The 19189-nt window shown below is 64.3% G+C and carries 15 protein-coding genes and 1 pseudogene; 2 read left to right on the forward strand and 14 right to left on the reverse strand.

Annotated features, from left to right (window positions below):
* Nucleotides 1–49 precede the first annotated feature (49 nt).
* Entirely contained in the window at nucleotides 50–1786 is a 1737-nt protein-coding gene (locus tag ACVWYI_RS22115; RefSeq protein ID WP_354047957.1) for an adenylate/guanylate cyclase domain-containing protein, read from the reverse strand.
* A 318-nt stretch (nucleotides 1787–2104) separates the two neighbouring features.
* Here ACVWYI_RS22115 and ACVWYI_RS22120 point away from each other — a divergent pair, with 318 nt between their 5' ends.
* On the forward strand, nucleotides 2105–4294 hold the full coding sequence (locus tag ACVWYI_RS22120) for a lytic transglycosylase domain-containing protein (protein WP_456663199.1): 2190 nt from the start codon (nucleotides 2105–2107) through the stop codon (nucleotides 4292–4294).
* 167 nt (nucleotides 4295–4461) lie between these two features.
* Here the strand turns inward: ACVWYI_RS22120 and ACVWYI_RS22125 are convergent, their stop codons facing one another.
* The 13 genes and pseudogenes from ACVWYI_RS22125 to eno all read right to left on the reverse strand — a co-directional run bounded on the left by ACVWYI_RS22125 (nucleotide 4462) and on the right by eno (nucleotide 18015).
* Nucleotides 4462–5430 carry a tripartite tricarboxylate transporter substrate binding protein BugD gene (locus tag ACVWYI_RS22125; RefSeq protein ID WP_456663200.1) on the reverse strand — a complete coding sequence of 323 codons (969 nt, stop codon included), beginning with the start codon at nucleotides 5428–5430 and terminating at the stop codon, nucleotides 4462–4464.
* An 86-nt stretch (nucleotides 5431–5516) separates the two neighbouring features.
* The gene (locus ACVWYI_RS22130; RefSeq protein ID WP_354047962.1) at nucleotides 5517–6758 is read right to left on the reverse strand and encodes a threonine synthase; all 1242 of its coding nucleotides are present in this window, start codon (nucleotides 6756–6758) and stop codon (nucleotides 5517–5519) included.
* Between the two features lie 45 nt (nucleotides 6759–6803).
* Entirely contained in the window at nucleotides 6804–8225 is a 1422-nt protein-coding gene (gene lpdA / locus ACVWYI_RS22135) for a dihydrolipoyl dehydrogenase (protein ID WP_354106507.1), read from the reverse strand.
* Between the two features lie 140 nt (nucleotides 8226–8365).
* A complete protein-coding gene (locus ACVWYI_RS22140) occupies nucleotides 8366–9721 on the reverse strand; it encodes a pyruvate dehydrogenase complex dihydrolipoamide acetyltransferase (RefSeq protein WP_456663201.1) in 1356 nt (451 codons plus the stop codon).
* 62 nt (nucleotides 9722–9783) lie between these two features.
* Nucleotides 9784–10236 carry a nucleoside deaminase gene (locus tag ACVWYI_RS22145; protein WP_247446590.1) on the reverse strand — a complete coding sequence of 151 codons (453 nt, stop codon included), beginning with the start codon at nucleotides 10234–10236 and terminating at the stop codon, nucleotides 9784–9786.
* Between the two features lie 2 nt (nucleotides 10237–10238).
* A complete protein-coding gene (locus ACVWYI_RS22150; RefSeq protein ID WP_456663202.1) occupies nucleotides 10239–10541 on the reverse strand; it encodes a DUF5076 domain-containing protein in 303 nt (100 codons plus the stop codon).
* Nucleotides 10542–10544: 3 nt separating this feature from the next.
* Nucleotides 10545–11927, reverse strand: a complete 1383-nt coding sequence (locus tag ACVWYI_RS22155) for a pyruvate dehydrogenase complex E1 component subunit beta (RefSeq protein ID WP_456649907.1) — start codon at nucleotides 11925–11927, stop codon at nucleotides 10545–10547.
* A gap of 29 nt (nucleotides 11928–11956) precedes the next feature.
* On the reverse strand, nucleotides 11957–12979 hold the full coding sequence (pdhA, locus tag ACVWYI_RS22160) for a pyruvate dehydrogenase (acetyl-transferring) E1 component subunit alpha (protein WP_456663203.1): 1023 nt from the start codon (nucleotides 12977–12979) through the stop codon (nucleotides 11957–11959).
* A gap of 316 nt (nucleotides 12980–13295) precedes the next feature.
* Nucleotides 13296–13614 (reverse strand): annotated as a pseudogene (locus ACVWYI_RS22165) (FtsB family cell division protein).
* Between the two features lie 105 nt (nucleotides 13615–13719).
* Entirely contained in the window at nucleotides 13720–14271 is a 552-nt protein-coding gene (locus ACVWYI_RS22170) for an NADPH-dependent FMN reductase (RefSeq protein WP_247446588.1), read from the reverse strand.
* A gap of 176 nt (nucleotides 14272–14447) precedes the next feature.
* On the reverse strand, nucleotides 14448–15446 hold the full coding sequence (locus tag ACVWYI_RS22175) for an MBL fold metallo-hydrolase (protein ID WP_456649905.1): 999 nt from the start codon (nucleotides 15444–15446) through the stop codon (nucleotides 14448–14450).
* Between the two features lie 118 nt (nucleotides 15447–15564).
* Nucleotides 15565–16698, reverse strand: a complete 1134-nt coding sequence (locus ACVWYI_RS22180) for a zinc-binding dehydrogenase (RefSeq protein WP_456663204.1) — start codon at nucleotides 16696–16698, stop codon at nucleotides 15565–15567.
* Between the two features lie 33 nt (nucleotides 16699–16731).
* Nucleotides 16732–18015 carry a phosphopyruvate hydratase gene (eno, locus tag ACVWYI_RS22185; RefSeq protein WP_456663205.1) on the reverse strand — a complete coding sequence of 428 codons (1284 nt, stop codon included), beginning with the start codon at nucleotides 18013–18015 and terminating at the stop codon, nucleotides 16732–16734.
* A gap of 174 nt (nucleotides 18016–18189) precedes the next feature.
* Between eno and ACVWYI_RS22190 the strand changes: the two genes are divergently transcribed.
* On the forward strand, nucleotides 18190–19167 hold the full coding sequence (locus ACVWYI_RS22190; RefSeq protein WP_456663206.1) for a Vgb family protein: 978 nt from the start codon (nucleotides 18190–18192) through the stop codon (nucleotides 19165–19167).
* Nucleotides 19168–19189: the final 22 nt, after the last annotated feature.

Below are 19189 nucleotides of genomic sequence, written 5' to 3' on the forward strand. Positions count from 1 at the left end.
GTCACGGCGAACATCGTTATCGAGTAGAAACAATTTTTCCCGCGGCCGGCTATTTCTGCTGCAGCCGCCAGGCGCCGTTCCAGCCTTCGTCCGGCGGATTAACCTCGAACTGCGCCAGGCGGGCGAGCAGTGCGCGCGCGGGGCCATCGCCGGGGACGGCTTCGAGCGCCGCGTTGAAGGCGGCACGCGCCTCGTCGAAGCGCCGGGCGCGATAGGCGGCGAGGCCTTCGGCGTAGTGCGAACGCAGGCTCTCATGCGCGGCAGTGAGCGCGCCTGCGCGGCCCATCACCTCGAAGACCGATTGCGGCGCGCTCTGGCCGGCGACTGCAAGACGATCGACCTCGCGCAGCTCGAGATGCGAGCCGATCGCATCCGCCGTCGCCTGCGAGATCAGGATGCGGGTGCCATAGGTCTTGTTGACGGCCTCCAGGCGCGAGGCGAGGTTCACGGCATCGCCCATCACGGTGAAGCTCATCATCAGCTCGGAGCCGATGCTGCCGGTCAGGACTTCGCCGGTGGCGATGCCGATCCGCAAATCGCACAGCGCCGGCATGGCGCGGATACCCAGCAGATCCGGCAATTGCTTCTGCAGCGCGGGCACCTGGTCGGCCATGTCGATGGCGGCAAGGCCGGCGAGCAGCGCCGGCTCGTCCTCCTCGATGAAGGGCGGGCCCCAATAGGCCATGATGGCGTCGCCGATATATTTGTCGATGATGCCGCGGTTGCTCCTGATCGGGCCGGACATCAGCGTGAAATAGTGGTTCATCACCTTGACCAGGCCGCGCGGGGTCATGCCCTCGCTCATCGAGGTGAAGCCGCTCATGTCGCAGAACATGATGGTCATGACCCGGCGCTGGCCGTCGATGGCGACTTCCGGCCGGTCGATCAGGCCCTGCACCACCTTGGGATCGATGTAGCGGCCAAAGGTCTCGCGAATGCGCTCGTTGTGCCGCAACTGCTCGATCATGCGGTTGAAGGCGGCGGCGAGCTCGCCGATCTCGTCCTGGGTCGAGACAGTGATGGTCTTGTCGAACCGGCCCGCCTCGACCTCGCGGGTGCCAGCCAGCAACAGCCGCACCGGACGCGTGATGCCGCTACTGACCAGCAGCGCAAAAGCGAATCCGACGATCGCCGCGAGCAAGGTCACGATGCCCGAAATGATCATCGCCTGACGCTGACGACCGATCACCTGCGATGTGCTGGCAAATACCTGCTTCAGCATGTCGGCGCGGATCGCATCGATCTGCTGATTGAACTGATCGCGCAACAGATCGAGATGTTCCAGCGTGCCGCGCGCTTCCGTCATCTGTTTGCCATCGACCTGCTTAAGGAGTTTTGCGTGGTCCTCGTTCAGGTCACGGCGCAGCTCGGCGACGGCGGTCTCGATGCGGGTCTCGATCCGCGCCAGCGCGGCATTGTCGGAGGCCGTTCTGGGATCGTCGATAATCGCGTTGATGAGCTTGCGCGCGCTTTCGGCCTCCTCCTCGATCCTACGGTCGGTTTCCTCGAACTCGCGAAGGCGCGCCGCATAGGCCTCTTCGTCCGACGGCGACTGCATCTTGGTCATGACCATGCGCCGCAATGCAAGTGCCCGTTCCAGCGAGCGGATGTTGGCGCGTGCCAGATGGCCATAGGCCGGGATGTAGCGATCGGTCAGCTCGTTGAGCAGGACACCGACCTGGCCCGACATCACCATCGACAGGATCGAGGTGACCAGCATCAGGACGATCAATCCGAGGGCGATGCCGACGATCTTGCGCCGGATCGACTGGTTGAAAAGTGGCATGGGTACGGAGCAAAGGCTGAAAGGATGGCTTGAGGGAACTCAGTACACCGGATTTGACGGGGGAACACGCGCAATCTGGCCATTCGCGCCGCCGTGAGCTGTGCGCAACCCTCACGCGAACCCCGAGAAGGTTAAAAAAGCGGCCTTTTCCGGCGTTTCGGAAGTTCCCGCGTTCCCGATCCGTATTTTGCCGCATTGTTGAACGAGCGTGAGGAATGCGAAACGATGTGGTGGCATCGTTTTGGTGTCGTCCTTGATTCTCAAGCCGCATGTCGTCGCGGACCTTGGTTTGTAGTGGTTTCGCGGGGGGACCATCGAATGAACCAGTGCCTACGCTCGCTCGCGTGTGTCGTTGCCGTGGCCGCTTTGGCCTTCATTCCTAATGAGCTGGCAGCGAAGAGCAGTCACAAATCGTCCGCGCCGAAGAAGACGCATGAGGCGAAAGCCGGCAAGCAGCGCCATGCCTCCGCCGGCAAAGCGCGGCACGGCAAGCATGCCGAGGCCAAGCGCAAGTCCAAGAAGTCCGACGACGAGCCCTCGGACAAGCAGGCAGCCCCGCCGCTGACCGGCGATCTCGCCGCGTTGAAGGACGCCATCGACCTCGCGCGAAAGGGCAAGACGGACGATGCGAGCGCGGCGCGCGACCGCATCATTGACCCCGCCGGACAGAAACTCGCCGACTGGTTCATGCTGCGCCATTCCGAGAGCACCGCGAATTTCAAGCGCTACGCCGCCTTCCTGGCCGCCAATCCGGACTGGCCGAGCAGCGCCCTGCTCCGCCGCCGTGCCGAGGCCCGGCTGTGGCAGGAGAAGGCCGACGCGGCGACGGTGCACAAATTCACGATGGACCGGCCGACCAGCGCCAAGGGCAAGTTCGCGCTAGCCCGCGTGCTGGTGACGGAGGGCGACAGCGACAGGGCCGCACGTCTGGTGCGCGAGGCCTGGCGCACGGATGAATTGTCCGAGCGCAGCGAAGAGGATTCCTACGAAGCGTTCCGCGATCTCCTGACCGCTGAGGACCATCGCGCCCGCATGGACAAGCGCCTCGGCGCCAAGGACTACGCAGGGGCGCGGCGCGCCGCCAAGCGGCTCGGCGAGGATGCGCTCGCGATCGTCAAGGCCTGCGCCGCCGTCACCGGCAAGGTCACCAAGGCCAAGGACTATCTCGAGGACGTTCCGGCCGAGGCGCGCCGCGATCTCGGCTATGTGCTGTGCCGCGCGCAATGGCATCTCCAGAACGACCGCATCGACGACGCCGCCGAGGTGATCCTGGCCGCCGCGCCCGATACGATGGCGGCTCAGGACACCGACGCCTGGTGGCGCGAGCGCCGCCTGCTTGCGCGAAAGCTGCTCGACCAGGGCAAGTTCAAAACCGCCTATGACGTGGTGCGCTCGGCGGCGGTGCCCGCGATGGAAGTCTATCGCGTCGACTATCACTTCATGTGCGGCTGGATCGCGCTGCGCTACCTCGACGATCCCAGGGCGGCGATGATGCACTTCGCCGCGATCGACGAAGGTTCGGCCAATCCGATCGCGCTGTCGCGGGCCAACTATTGGCGCGGCCGCGCCGCCGAGGCGATGAACGCAACGGCCGATGCGCGCCTGAGCTATCAGACGGCGGCGCGCTATCCGACCGCCTATTACGGACAGCTCGCCCGCGCCAAACTCGGCCTCGACCGGATCGAGCTGCGCGCGCCCTCGCCCGTGCTGGCCGCGGCTGATACACCGCCCACGGACGAACGCGTGCGCGCCGCCGACATGCTCTACGGCGTCAATGAGCGCGACATGGTGTATTACTACGCCGAGGATTTTGCCAAGGAGAGCAACGACGTCGTGGCGCTCGAAGCGCTCGGCGAGCTCGCCGGCCGGCGCAACGACGCGCGGGTCATGCTGGAGGTCGGCAAATCAGCGCTGGCGCGCGGGCTTGCGCTCGACCACTACGCCTTCCCCACCATCGGCATTCCCGAGCACAAGCAGGTGGCGCCTGCGATCGAGACCAGCGTGATCTATTCGGTGGCGCGCACCGAAAGCTCGTTCGACCAGCGCGACAAGTCGGCGGCCAACGCAGTCGGGCTGATGCAGGTGACGCCGGAAGCCGGCCGCGATACCGCCAAGCGGTTCGGCGTGACCTATGACTGGGACAAGATGGTCTCCGACCCCGTCTACAACACGCAGATGGGCGCGGCCGAGCTCAGCGCACTTCTCTCGGAATACCGCGGCAACCAGATCATGACCTTCGCCGGCTACAATGCCGGCCGTGGCCGCGTGCGCGAATGGGTGCAGGCACGCGGTGATCCCCGCGACCCCAAGGTCGATCCGGTCGACTGGGTCGAGCGCATCCCGCTGTCGGAGACGCGCAACTACGTCCAGCGCGTGATCGAAAACGTGCTGGTCTATCGCGCACGGTTCGAGGGCAGCGGCATGGTCGCCGGCAAGAGCGATCAGCGCGTCGTGACGAAGGATGCGGCGGCCGTGGCGACGCCGGTGGGATTTACGGGAACGGAATAATCTCAGCCTGCGTCCGTTCTATCTCCTCATCCTGAGGAGCCTGCGCAGCAGGCGTCTCGAAGGATGAAGGCCCCGCTCTCGGTTGCGGCGCATCCTTCGAGACGGCCGCGATGCCTCCTCAGGATGAGGTCTGTGGGTGTTGCGCTCGGAACGCAGACACCGCCGCCTCACTCCACCTTGATGTTCGCGGCCTTGATGATCGGCCACCATTTCGCGATCTCGGCCTTCTGACGCGCGCCAAGCGCTTCGGGCGTGAGCTGATCCTGCGGCGTCATCTCCAGGCCCTGACTTTCCAGCTGCTTCTTCACGGCGGGATCGTTCAGCGCTTCCACGGCTGCGGCATTGAGCTTGGTGACGATCGCCTTCGGCGTACCCTTCGGCACCCACAGGCCGGACCACAGCGTCATGCTAAAACCCTTCAGCCCGGCCTCCGCCGTGGTCGGGATGTCGGGTGCCGACGACAGGCGCTTGTCGTCGGTGATGGCGTAGGCGCGAATGGTGCCGGCGCGGACCTGGTTGATGGAGTTGGAGGTCTGGTCGACGATGACGTCGATCTGGCCGGCGATGAGATCGTTCAGGGCGGGCGCGGTGCCGCGATACGGCACGTATTGCAGCTTGATACCTGAGACGCTCTCGAAATAGACCCCGGCGATGTGACTGCCGGACCCCGCGCCGGCCGTGCCCGCGGTTGCCGGCGACGGGCGCGACTTCAGCCATTCAACCAGCTCTTTCAGCGAGGTCGCGGGCACCGCGTTCTTGCTGACGACGATCATTGGGTTGCTCGGCAGCAGCACCACGGGTTCGAGGTCAGTGACGAGATCGTAGTTGAGCTTGTAGACGGCGCCGTTGGCAACGTGGGTGCCGAGATGGCCGAAGGAGATCGTGTAGCCGTCCGGCGGCGATTGCACGGCGCGGCCGACGCCGATCGACCCGCCGGCGCCGGTGACGTTCTCGATCACCAGGGCCTGGCCGAGCGACGTCCGCATCCGCTCGGCAAGCACGCGCGCCATGGCATCCGACGGCCCGCCGGCGGCGAAGGGAACGATGATGGTGATGGGACGTGAAGGATAATCGTCGGCGCGCGCGGCGCCTGCAACAGCGAGAATAGCAACCAGCGCAGCCCAAGTGGCCTTCATTGTGTTCTCCCAGCGATGACATTGTTATTTTTGTCTCTTCCCGCGTACGGGAAGAGGGCTCGTTCGCAAAGAGACGAAATGACGCGCTAGAACTGCGAATAGTCGATCGGCTTGTGGCGATCGAGCGTGCGGTCGACCTTTGGCAGCGGGTATTTCAGGCCGGTAGCGCAGTTGAACAGCATCACGCGGTCGGTCTTGCTGACACGGCCGTCGGCGAGGCTCTCCTTGTAGGCGGCGTAGGTCGCGGCGCCTTCGGGGCACAATAGCAGCCCCTCCTCGCGCGCGACCTCGTTCAGGGCCGACGAGATCTTGTCGTCGTCGACCGCGATCGCAAAGCCCTTGCTCGCGCGCACCGCGCGCAGGATCAGGAAGTCGCCGATCGCCTGCGGCACGCGGATGCCCGAAGCGATGGTGTGAGCATCCTCCCAGCGCGTCGCATGCTCGGTACCGGCCTCGTAGGCGCGCACCATCGGCGCGCAGCCCGACGCCTGCACCGCGACCATGCGCGGGCGCTTGCTTCCGATGAAGCCGATCTTCTCGAGCTCGTCGAACGCCTTCCACATGCCGATCAGGCCGGTGCCGCCGCCGGTCGGATAGAAGATCACGTCGGGCACGTCCCAGCCGAGCTGCTCGGCGAGCTCGAGGCCCATCGTCTTCTTGCCTTCGATGCGGTACGGCTCCTTCAAGGTCGAGGTGTCGAACCAGCCGACTTTCGCCTTGCCCTCGCCGACGATCTTGCCGCAATCGTCGATATAGCCGTTGACGCGGTAGACGGTCGCGCCCTGAAGCTCGATCTCGCTGACATTCACCTCCGGCGTATCGGCCGGGCAGAAGATCGTGGTCTTGATGCCGCAGGAGGTCGCATAGGCCGCGAGCGCCGCGCCGGCGTTGCCGTTGGTCGGCATCGCCATGTGCTTGATGCCCAGCGCCTTGCCCATCGACACTGCCATGACCAGGCCGCGCGCCTTGAACGAGCCGGTCGGCAGCCGCCCCTCGTCCTTGACGATGATCTCGCCGCCGCCGAGCTTGGCGCCGAGCTTGGGCAGCCGGATCAGCGGCGTCGTGACCTCGCCGAGCGAGACGATGTCCTTGCATTTGCGCACCGGCAGCAGCTCGCGGTAGCGCCACATGTCGGCGGGGCGCTGGGCGAGCGCGTCCTTGGTCAGCGCCTTCTTCACGCCCGCGAGATCGTAACGCACGAGCAGCGGCTTGCCGGCCTTGGAGAGATTGTGGACCTGATCGGCGGCGTAATGATCGCCTTCCATCGCGCATTCGAGATGGGTGACGAAGCTCGGGCGCTCGATGGTGAGGTTGTCGTTGTCCTGCATGGGCTGGTTTCCTTCTTATTTTGCGAACGGTCTCTTTGGCGGCAGTCAGATATTCAACACCCTGCCATAGGCATCCAGCACGGCTTCCTTCATCATCTCCGACAGCGTCGGATGCGGGAATACCGTGTGCATCAGCTCTTCTTCCGTGGTCTCCAGATTCATAGCGACGACGTAGCCCTGAATCAGCTCGGTGACCTCGGCACCGACCATATGGGCGCCGAGGAGCTGGCCGGTCTTCTTGTCGAAGATCACCTTGACCAGGCCCTGGTCCTCGCCGAGCGCGATCGCCTTGCCGTTACCAACGAAGGGGAAGCGGCCGACGCGGATCTCGCGGCCACCCTCCTTGGCCTTGGCTTCGGTGAGGCCGACGGAGGCCACTTGCGGCTGGCAATAGGTGCAGCCCGGGATCAGGTTCTTGTCCATGGCATGCGGGTGCAGGCCCTTGATCGCCTCGACGCAGATCACGCCTTCATGCTCGGCCTTGTGCGCGAGCATCGGGGGACCCGCGACGTCGCCGATGGCATAGATGCCAGGGACGTTGGTCTTGCCGTAACCGTCGATCACGATGACGCCGCGATCGGTTTTGACGCCGAGCTTTTCCAGACCGAGATTCTCGATGTTGCCGACGACGCCGACCGCCGAGATCACCCGCTCGAACTCGGTCGTGACCGGCTTGCCGTTGCCGTCGTCGATGGTGGCGACGACGCTGTCGGCCTTCTTCTCCAGCTTCGTGACCTTGGTCGAGGACATGATCTTGATGCCCTGCTTCTCGAAACGCTTGCGGGCAACGCCGGCGATCTCGGCGTCCTCGACCGGCAGGATCTGCGGCAGCACCTCGACCACGGTGACCTCGGAGCCCATGGTGTGGAAGAACGAGGCGAACTCGATTCCGATCGCACCGGAGCCGACCACCAGCAGCGACTTCGGCATCCGCTCGGGCACCATCGCCTCGAAATAGGTCCAGATCAGCTTCTTGTCGGGTTCGAGCCCCGGCAGCACGCGCGGCCGCGCGCCGGTCGCGACGATGATGTGTTTTGCCTGATAAGCCCCCTCGCCCAGCGTGCCCTTGGGACCCTCGACGTCGGACTTCTTCACGGTGACCTTGCCTGGCGCGTCGATCGAAGCCGCGCCCCAGATCACGCTCACCTTGTTCTTCTTCATCAGAAAGCCGACGCCATCGTTGAGCCGCTTCGAGACGCCGCGCGAGCGCTGCACCACCGCCTTCGGGTCGAACGACACTTTCTCCGCCGACAGGCCGTAATCCCCGGCGTGCTGCATGTAGTGGTAGATCTCGGCCGAGCGCAGCAGCGCCTTGGTCGGGATGCAGCCCCAATTCAGGCAGATGCCGCCGAGATAGGATTTTTCGACGATCGCGACCTTGAAGCCGAGCTGGGCGGCGCGGATCGCGGTGACATAGCCGCCGGGACCGGAGCCGATGATGATGATGTCGAAGGATGTATCGGCCATGCTTTGCGTTCGTTCCCGTTCAACCGGCCTCAATGTTCGAGACCGTCATTGCGAGGAGCTCGTGCGACGAAGCAATCCAGTCTGCCGGTCACGTCCTGGATTGCTTCGCTTCGCTCGCAATGACGACGCGAATTTTCTCGTCACACCATCATCATGACGGGATTTTCGATCAGTTGCTTGAAGGCACCGATCAGCTCGGCGCCGAGCGCGCCGTCGATGGCGCGGTGATCGCAGGACAAGGTCACGCTCATCATGTTCGCGATCTCGATCTTGCCGCCGCGCACCACAGGCCGCTCCTCGCTGGTGCCGACCGCGAGGATGGTCGCATGCGGCGGATTGATCACGGCGGTGAAGTGGCTGATGCCGAACATGCCGAGGTTGGAGACAGCCGTGGTGCCGCCCTGGTACTCCTCGGGCTTCAGCTTGCGCGAGCGGGCGCGTGTCGCAAAATCCTTCATCTCGTTGGAGATGGTGGAGAGCGTCTTGGTCTCGGCCTTGCGGATGATCGGCGTGATCAGGCCGCCGGGCATCGCCACCGCAACGCCGACGTCGGAATGGTGGTGCTTGACCATGCCGGATTCGGTCCAGCTCACATTGCAGTTCGGGATTTTCTGGAGCGCGACCGCCATCGCCTTGATGACGAAGTCGTTGACCGAGATCTTGTAGAGCGGCTTCTTCTCCTTGTCCTTCGGCGCGGCGGCGTTGATCTGCTCGCGTGCGGCGAGCAGCTTGCCGATGTCGCAATCGATGGTGAGGTAGAAGTGCGGGACGTTCTGGATCGACGCGGTCAGACGCTGGGCGATCGTGCGGCGCATGCCGTCATGCGGGACGACCTCGTAGGAGCCCGGCTCGAACAGCGACAGGATCTGTTTGTCCGACATGGTCGGCGCGCTCGAGGGCGCACCTGACGACGCCGCCGCTTGTGCCTTGAGGCCCTTGCCGGACTTGGCCAGTTCGACGTCGCGCGCGACGACGCGACCGTGCGGGCCGGTGCCGGTCACCATGGCAACATCGACGCCGGCGTCCTTCGCGAGCCGGCGCGCCAGCGGCGAGGAGAACACGCGGCCGCCATGGCCGTTGCCCTGCGCGGCCGGTGCGGCGGTAGCTTTCGCCGCGGGAGTAGCGGCGGGCGGCGGCGCAGCCTTGGGCGGCGCAGACTTGGGCGCGACAGGCGCTGGCGCCGGTGCTTCGGCAGCTTTCGGAGGTGCGGCCGACGCGCTGGGCTTGGCGGCACCTGCCGCCTTCACGTCCTCGCCCTCGCCGGCCAGCACCGCGATCACGTCATTGACGGGGACATCCTGCGTGCCCTCGGGCACCAGGATCCTGGCGATCGTGCCCTCGTCGATGGCCTCGACCTCCATGGTCGCCTTGTCGGTCTCGATCTCGGCGATGATGTCGCCGGATTTGACCTTGTCGCCTTCCTTCTTCAGCCATTTGGCGAGGTTGCCCTTCTCCATCGTCGGCGAAAGAGCGGGCATCAGGATGTTGATGGGCATGCTGACCTCACGAAGAACTTCTCAAAATGCCGTCCCCGGAAGCGAGGACGAACAGACCAGGTTTAGTTGCCGATGTCGCCCTGCCACAGGCGCTCATTGGCAGGATTGGAACGCCAATTCTTCATCATGGTGATGGAGCGGTCGTCCGCAAGATCAATCCAGGGGATGCCGAACTTGTCGAGGATGTCCTTGGAGCCCGGGAAGGTGACGGATTCCCCGATGACCACCAGTTGGACCTTGAACAGAGCGAGCGCGCCGGCACACATCGAGCACGGCGACAGCGTCGTGTACATGACGGTGTCGTGGAACGAGATCACGCCGGCTTGGCGCAGGCAGCTCATCTCGCCGTGCAGGATGACGTTCTTTTCCTGCACGCGGTTGTTGTGGCCGCGGGCGATGACCTTGTTGTCGCGGGTCAGCACGGCGCCGATCGGCAGGCCGCCTTGCGCGATCGAGGCTTCCGCCTCGCGGATCGCCTCCAGCATGAAATCGAAATGATAGGATTCGATCGCCACGGTCAGTGTCCCTTTCCGCGCGGCGTCGTGGTGCCGGTGTCGGTGGGACGCTCGATTTCGGCCTGGAACATCTCGATGATCCGGTTCAGCGCGTCCTCCTCGGTGTATTCGCTCTCGCGCGCATAGGCGCGCGCGGCGTGACGGGCGAGATCGACGAGCAGCAGGCCCCACATGTCGGGCTCCTCGAAGGCCCGCTGGAACGCCATCGACAGCCCGCCGTCCAGCACGAACACGCGCAGGATCTCGACCGCATCATCGCGGACGAGGACGTCGGGTGGCAATGGCTGCTCCTTCGGGCCCGCCATGGTCTACCTGTAGCAGACGGCTTTGGCGGCCTCGACCACTTCGGCCGCCGAAGGCAGCGCGAGCTTTTCCAGGTTCGCGGCATAGGGCATCGGCACGTCCTTGCCGGAGACCCGGGCGACCGGCGCATCCAGATAGTCGAATGCATGCTCCATGATCCGCGCGGCGATCTCGGCACCGACACCGCTCTGGGCCCAGCCCTCTTCCACCGTGACGGCACGTCCCGTCTTCTTGACGGAGTTGACGATGGTCTCGGTGTCCATCGGACGCAACGTGCGCAGGTCGATCACCTCGGCCTCGATGCCATCCTTGGCGAGCTCGTCGGCGGCCTTCAGCGCGTAGCTCATGCCGTTCGACCAGGAGATGATGGTGACATGGCTGCCGGAGCGCACGATGCGCGCCTTGCCGATCGGAATCACGAAATCGTCGAGCTTCGGCACCTCGCCGGTGTGGCCGTAGAGCATCTCGTTCTCGAGGAAGATCACCGGATTGGGATCGCGGATCGCAGCCTTGAGCAGGCCCTTGTAATCAGCGGCTGAGAACGGCGCGACGACCTTGAGGCCCGGGACGTTCGAATACCAGGAGGAATAGTCCTGGCTGTGCTGGGCGGCGACGCGGGCGGCGGCGCCGTTGGGCCCGCGGAACACGATCGAGCAGCCCATCTGTCCGCCGGACATGTAGAGCGTCTTGGCCGCGGAGTTGATGATCTGGTCGATCGCCTGCATGGCGAAGTTGAAGGTCATGAACTCGACGATCGGCTTCAAACCGGTCATCGCGGCGCCGACGCCGATGCCGGCAAAGCCGTGCTCGGTGATCGGCGTGTCGATGACGCGCTTGGCGCCGAATTCCTGAAGCAGCCCTTGCGTCACCTTGTAGGCGCCTTGGTATTCGGCGACCTCTTCGCCCATCACGAAGACGTCGGCGTCACGGCGCATCTCTTCGGCCATGGCATCGCGCAGGGCTTCGCGGATGGTCTGCGTCACCATCTCGGTGCCGGCGGGCACTTCCGGGTCGGGTTCTGCGACGGCCCGCGGTGCCGGCGCAGCTTTGGGCGCGGGCGCTTCGGCTTTTGCAGCGGCGGGGGCTGCGGATTCGGCTGCCTTCTGCTGCGGAGCGGGCGCCTTCGCGAGATCGGCGGCACTCTCGCCATCAGCCAGAATCGTCGCGATCGGCGTGTTCACGGCCACGTCGGCTGTGCCCTCGGGGATCAGGATTTTGCCGAGCGTACCTTCATCGGTCGCTTCGACCTCCATGGTCGCCTTGTCGGTCTCGATCTCGGCGATGACGTCGCCGGACTTGATCGTCTCACCCTCTTTTTTCAGCCATTTGGAAAGGTTGCCCTTCTCCATCGTGGGTGACAACGCGGGCATCAGCACTTGAATTGGCATATCGACTCCAAAAGAAAGCTTGCGCGCGTTCAGCGGTAAATATCGGTCCAGAGCTCGGCGGCATCCGGCTCGGGATCATGCTGGGCGAAATCGGCGGACGCGTTGACGATCTCGCGCACCTCGGCGTCGATCGCCTTCAGATCCTGCTCGCTGACCTTGGCGGCCAACAGGCGGTTGCGCACCTGCTCGATCGGATCCTGGTCGTGGCGGACTTTCTCGACCTCCTCGCGCGTTCTGTACTTTGCGGGATCGGACATCGAGTGGCCGCGATAACGGTACGTCTGCATCTCCAGGATGAAGGGCCCCTTGCCGGCGCGGCACCATGCCGCCGCCTCATCGCCGGCGGCCTTGACGGCACGGACGTCCATGCCGTCGACCTGCTGGCCGGGAATGTTGAAGGAGGCGCCGCGCTTGGAGAAATCCTGCTGCGCCGACGCGCGCGAGACCGAAGTGCCCATGGCATAGCGGTTGTTCTCGATGACGTAGATCACCGGCAGCTTCCACAGCTCCGCCATGTTGAAGCTCTCATAGACCTGGCCCTGGTTGGCCGCGCCGTCGCCGAAATAGGTGACGCTGACATTGTCGTTATCGCGATAGTGATTGGCGAAAGCGAGCCCGGTGCCGAGCGAGACCTGCGCGCCGACGATGCCGTGGCCGCCGTAAAAGTGCTTCTCCTTGCTGAACATGTGCATGGAGCCGCCCTTGCCCTTGGAATAGCCGCCGCGACGGCCCGTGAGCTCGGCCATGACGCCGTTGGCTTCCATGCCGGTGGCGAGCATATGGCCGTGATCGCGATAGCCGGTGATGACCTGATCACCCGGCTTCAAGGCCATCTGCATCCCGACCACCACGGCCTCCTGGCCGATATAGAGGTGGCAGAAGCCGCCGATCGCGCCCATGCCGTAGAGCTGGCCGGCCTTTTCCTCGAACCGCCGGATCAGGAGCATGTCGCGGAGCGCCTTGAGCTCCTGCTCCCTGCTGAATTCCGGAGGCGAACCGCCGTCGGTCTTGTCCTGTGCAGTGCTTGCGGCGGCTTTCTTGGGTGCGGCCATGGGAATTCCGGGTCAGAGAAAACTTCAGCCCTCTCTAACCCAACTCAAACGCCCTTGGAAAGCACCGCGGCGATGCGGCGCAAGTTTCGTTATGCCGCACCGCAACGTGGTCGAAATATTGCACAATGTTTGGCGCTGATCGGGCAACATTAGCTCCGGTCACTCACGCTATGGTGTGTGGAGTACCAGATAGCAGACATGCTGACGTCATCCGCACGACGGCAACGCGCTTCGCGCTTGTCCCGATCGCGCCGGATCGATGGAATCAGTGACAGGCTGCGTGCTCGCGAAGGCGCGTCGCCAGCGCCGACGCGCGTTAGTTCGCCGGAATCATCCGGACGAGATCGCGCGGATTTGACGTAGTCGAGCTGGAAGCGCGCCCGCTCGTCCAGCATGTCGGGATCGATTTTCGCAGAGCGCAGCAGCGAAACGCGCTGCTCGCTCCTGGCGCGCTCGCGCTTGAGCTGCGCCAGCTCGCTGGTCAGCGCGACGATCTCCTGGTCGAGCTCCTGGCGGGCGTTGAGGCCGTATTTGCCGGTATAGGCGTTGACGCCGAAATAGCCGACGATTGCGGCCGCCATCGCATAGAGGGCGAGACCGGTCAGGATCGATTTCAGGCGCGCGCGGGAGACCATCCTGGGAAGATGGGTCAGGTTGGTTAAGGGCGTGCTAATTGCCGCCACTCCCACCGCCAATTGGCATGCCCGGGCCTGTCCGGGCATGCCAAGGATCGAGCGGCCTCAGCCGTGATGCTTCGCCACGTGTACCGCAAACGCGTCGATATAGGCCTGGAGCACGGGCTTCAGGGAGTCCTTGGTCAAATTGCCGTCGGCATCGAAGGCGTCGCCGACCGCGTTCAAATAGGCTTCCGGTTGCTGCATGATCGGGCCGGAAATACCCGGCAGGATGTTCTGGAGCGTCTTGGCGGCGCTGACGCCGCCGAGCGGGCCTGGCGAATTCGAGATGATGCCGACCGGTTTGCCGTTGAACGAGCTTTTGCCATAGGGCCGCGAGGCGACGTCGATCGCGTTCTTCAGCACGCCCGGGATCGCGCGATTGTATTCCGGCGTGACGAAGATAACGCCGTCCGACTTCTGGATCTTTTCGCGGAAAGACAACCAGTCGGCCGGCGGCGCGCCCTCGAGGTCCTGGTTGAAGAACGAGACGCCAGCCGGCGTGATGACCTCGAGCTTGAGGGAGGCCGGCGCCAGCTTGGCAAGCGCATTGGCGATCTTCAGCGAAAAGCTGTCCTTGCGCAGGCTGCCGGCGATCGTGACGATATTGTAGGCCATGGAATGTCCTCAGAGCTTGAGCGGGAGTGCCGGGGCGGCACTTAAGCCATCTCGCGCGATGGATGCAAGTGCATGGACCAGATCGATTTGGAAACGCTGAGTTTCTGAAACAGCCGCCCAAAACAATCAGGCCGCCAAGTGGCGGCCTGATCTTTCGTACAAATCTGCAACCCGGCTCAGATCGTCGGGTTCCACGCCGACGGGATCAGGCGATATTTGGCGCCATCCTTCTCGACATGACCTACCGAGGGGAAGGTGAAGTGGAAGCCGATCACGGTCGCCTTCTCGGCCGCCGCCATGTCGTAGAATTTGTGGCGGGTTGCTTGTGCCAGCGGGCCATCCGTGTCGAACGCGACATGCCAGTCCGGATTGCGAACGAAGAATTCCGGAATGTTGGTGACATCCGACTGGATCAGCACCTTGGCATCGCCGGACGCCACCGCGAACGAGGTGTGACCCGGCGTGTGGCCGGGCGTCGCGATCGAGGTGATGCCGGGCGCGACCTCCTTGCCCCAATCGTACTTCGTCACCTTGGATTCGAGGCCGGCAAACGTCTTCTTCACGTTGGCGAAGTAGTTCTTCATCATCGGATTGGACTCGGCCTTGGCGGCGTTGTCCTCGCTGGTCCAGAACTCCCAATCCTTGCCCGGCACCATGATCTCCGCATTCGGGAAAGCGAGCGCGCCGTCGGCGAGACGAATGCCATTGGTATGATCAGGATGCAGATGCGAGAGCAGCACGACGTCGATGCTCTTGGGGTCGATGCCGGCGGCCTGGAGGTTCTGCAGCGTGCGACCGACCGCGCCCTTGCTCGGCTCGAGATTGGCAACGCCGTTGCCGGTATCGATCAGCACGAGCTTGGAGCCGGTGTTGATGAGCTGCGGATTGAACGGCACCGTGACCATGCCCTTCGGCATGTAGGCAGCCTCGCCTGCGGCCAGCGCTTCCTCCTTCGGCGCGTTGACGACGAACTTGTCCGGCATCGGGAACGTGCGCGCGCCGTCATTGATCGAGGTGCACTCGTAGCTGCCGACCTTGTAGCGATAGAAGCCCGGCGCCTGCGTCCCGGCTTGCGGCACTGCGGCATTGGCAATGGTCGGCCGGAGGCCGGTTACGGCAGCCGCACCGACGGCGGCGGCGCCTGCGAGCAGATGACGGCGATTGAGATCGGTCATGGAGAGGTCCCCTTCTGAGCGCCTTGCGGTTTTCCGCTTTCAAATGGCGGCGGAATAATCTCCCGCTTCGCTCAGAAGGCAAGACCTTCTTTCGGTGACGTGCCGTCGCACGTCGCGATTATTTATTTGGGTTGATGAGGAATTTTTCGCCGGTGGCGCGTTTGGCGTAGACCGCGATATTGGCGGGATCGAGCGCCTCCTGAAGCGACACCACCTTGGTGTAGTGGCTGGCGAAAGTGGTCTTCAGTTCGTCGACCACGCGCTGGCGCAGCTTGGCCCCGTCCGCCTGCCCGATCTTCATCAGGAACGGAAACAGCAGCCAGCCGCCGACGCCCCAGGCCATGCCGAAGCCGCGCGGCAGTTCGATCGGGCGGATGTCGAGCCCACCGTAGACATAGACCTGCTTGTGCACGTTGGAGCCGTAACGGCTGTATTCCTTGGCGGTCTTGTTGATCGCGATTTCCATGCAGTTGAGGATATCGCCGGCGAGCTTGCCGCCGCCGATGGCGTCGAAGGCAATGGTGGCGCCGGTCTCGACCAGCGCATTGGTGAGATCGCCGAGGAAGCTCGGCGCGGTGGAATCGACGACGTATTTGGCGCCGATCCTGTGCAGGATGTCGGCCTGCTCCTTGCTGCGCACGATGTTGACCAGCGGGATGCCGTCCTTGATGCAGATCTTGTTCAGCATCTGGCCGAGATTGGAGGCGGCCGCGGTGTGCACCAGCGCCTTGTGACCTTCGCGCCGCATGGTCTCGGTCATGCCGAGCGCGGTGAGCGGATTGACGAAGCAGGAAGCGCCTTCCGCCGGCGTGGTGCCTGATGGCAGCGGCAGGCACTCGCGCACTTTCAACGTGCGATATTGGGTGTACATCGCGCCGCCGATCATGGCGACGGTCTTGCCCATCAGCGCCTTCGCTGCATCCGACGAGCCGGTCCTGATCACGACGCCCGCGCCTTCGTTACCGACCGGCATGGACTCGTCGAGCCGGCCTGCCATCGGTCGCATCGCGCCTTCCGGCACCTTCGCGGTGATGACGGGGGCATCCTTGCCGCCAGAAGCCTTCGCCGTGCTCATATCGGCTGCCCCGATCAGGAGCCCGAGGTCGGACGGATTGATCGGCGCCGCCTCGACGCGGACGACGACTTCGTCCGGGCCGGGTTCGGGGGTTGGCACGTCCAGAAGCGAGATCTCGAGTTCACCGCTCTTCTTGATCAGCGAACGCAGTTGCAGGCCGGTGTTGCCGTCGCTCATGTCGATCCTCCCCTGTTTTGTCGAGACGCTGGCTTATGCCAGCGCCTTCAATGCCGCCTTGCCGCCATAGAGCGCCTGCTTGCCGAGTTGCTGCTCGATGCGCAGGAGCTGGTTGTATTTGGCGGTGCGATCTGAACGCGCAAGGGAGCCGGTCTTGATCTGACCGCAATTGGTGGCGACCGCGAGATCGGCGATGGTGGAATCCTCGGTCTCGCCGGAACGGTGCGACATCACCGAGGTGTAGCCGGCCTTGTGCGCCATCTCGACGGCGGCGAGCGTCTCGGTCAGCGTGCCGATCTGGTTGACCTTGATCAGGATCGAGTTGGCACGTCCCGCCTTGATGCCTTCGGCGAGGCGCTTGACGTTGGTGACGAAGAGATCGTCGCCGACGAGCTGGCACTTCTTGCCGACGAGGTCGGTGAGTTCCTTCCAGCCGTCCATGTCGTCTTCCGACATGCCGTCCTCGATGGTCACGATCGGATAGCGCGAGACGAGGTCGGCAAGGTACTTGGCCTGTTCGGAGATCGAACGGGTCTTGCCCTCGCCTTCATAGACGTATTTGCCGTCCTTGAAGAACTCGGTCGAGGCGCAGTCGAGGCCGATGACGATGTCGGTCCCTGCCGTGTAGCCGGCCTTGCCGATCGCATTCATGACAAACTCGAGCGCGGCATCCGCCGACGGCAGGTTCGGGGCAAAGCCGCCCTCGTCGCCGACATTGGTGTTGTGGCCGGCCTTCTTGAGCTCCGACTTCAGCGTATGGAAAACCTCGGCGCCGTAGCGCAGGCCCTCGGCGAAGGAGGACGCGCCCACGGGGAGGATCATGAACTCCTGGAAGTCGATCGGGTTGTCGGCATGCATGCCGCCATTGATGATGTTCATCATCGGCACCGGCAAGAGCCGCGCCGAGGTGCCGCCGACGTAACGGTAGAGCGGCATGTCGAGCGAGTTTGCGGCCGCCTTGGCGCAGGCGAGCGAGACGCCGAGGATGGCGTTGGCGCCCAACCGGCTCTTGTTCTGCGTGCCATCGAGGTCGATCATGATCTGGTCGAGCTGGGCCTGCTGCTCGACATCGAGGCCGCTCAGCGCCTCAAAGATCTCGCCGTTGACGGCGCCGACCGCCTTGGTGACGCCCTTGCCGAGATAGCGGGTCTTATCGCCGTCGCGCAGTTCCACCGCCTCATGGGCGCCGGTGGAGGCGCCGGACGGCACGGCAGCACGGCCAAGCGCGCCATCTTCCAGCACGACGTCGACCTCGACCGTGGGATTGCCCCGGCTATCGAGAATTTCGCGGCCGATGATGTCGATGATGGCGGTCATGATGTGCACTTCCGTTCGTTAGGGCTGATCGGTGCCGCGGGTCTTACACGGAGCGCAAGCAAATGTGAACGCTTGGAGGGCCGGCTTCGACTAGCGTGTGGGGCGTCCGGGACTAAGCTTGACGGCACCTGATCCGCGCGCAAACCCTCAATCTGAAACAGTCGGGGTAACGCCATGAATCGCCGCCAGTTTCTTGCCTCGAGCGCCGCCCTATTCGCGGCCCGCCCAAGTTTTGCGCAGGAAGGCCCGTTCCGGACAAAATACTACCCCATCAGCCCCGGCATCGGTCTGCACGACCTCGCTCCCGCCCCTGATGGCACGGTCTGGTTTACGGCCCAGGGCAAGGGCCTGCTCGGCAGGCTCGATCCGAACGATGGCAGCTATAAGACGGTCAGCCTCGGCGAGCGCGCCGCTCCGCACGGCGTGACCATCGGCCCCGACGGCGCGCCCTGGATCACCGAGAGCGGCCAGAATGCGATCGCCCGCGTCGACCCTTCCGACCTCAAGGTCACGCTGTTCCGCCTGCCCGAAAAGTTCGCCTACGCCAATCTCAACACCGGCGTGTTCGACAAGGACGGCACCTACTGGTTCACCGGCCAGTCCGGCTATTACGGCCGGCTCAAGCCGAACTCGGGCGGCATGGACGTGTTCAGGGCGCCCAAGGGCCTCGGCCCCTACGGCATCACCGTCACGCCCAAGGGCGACGTCTGGTACGCCTCGCTCGCCGGCAGCTACATCGCGAAGATAGATCTTGCGACCGGCAATGCCGCTGTCGTCGAGCCGCCGACGCCGAGCCAGGGCTCACGGCGCGTCTGGTCCGACTCGAACAGCCGGATCTGGGTCAGCGAGTGGAACAGCGGCCACGTCTCGGTGCACAATCCCGCGGAAGCCTCCTGGAAGACCTGGAAGCTTCCCGGCGAACGTCCCCGCACCTACGCGGTCTATGTCGACGACAAGGACAAGGTGTGGCTGACCGATTTCTCCGCGAACGCCATCGTCCGCTTCGATCCGGCCACCGAAAAGTTCAACCTATTCGCCAGCGACAAGGCCAATGCCAATGTGCGCCAGCTCGACGGCAGGCCTGGCGAGGTCTGGGGCTGCGAGTCGGGCAACGACCGGATCGTCATGATCCAGACGATCGCCGCCGGTTGACGGCCGCGGCGTTTGCGTCCAT

The sequence above is a fragment of the Bradyrhizobium sp. LB13.1 genome (assembly GCF_054056815.1).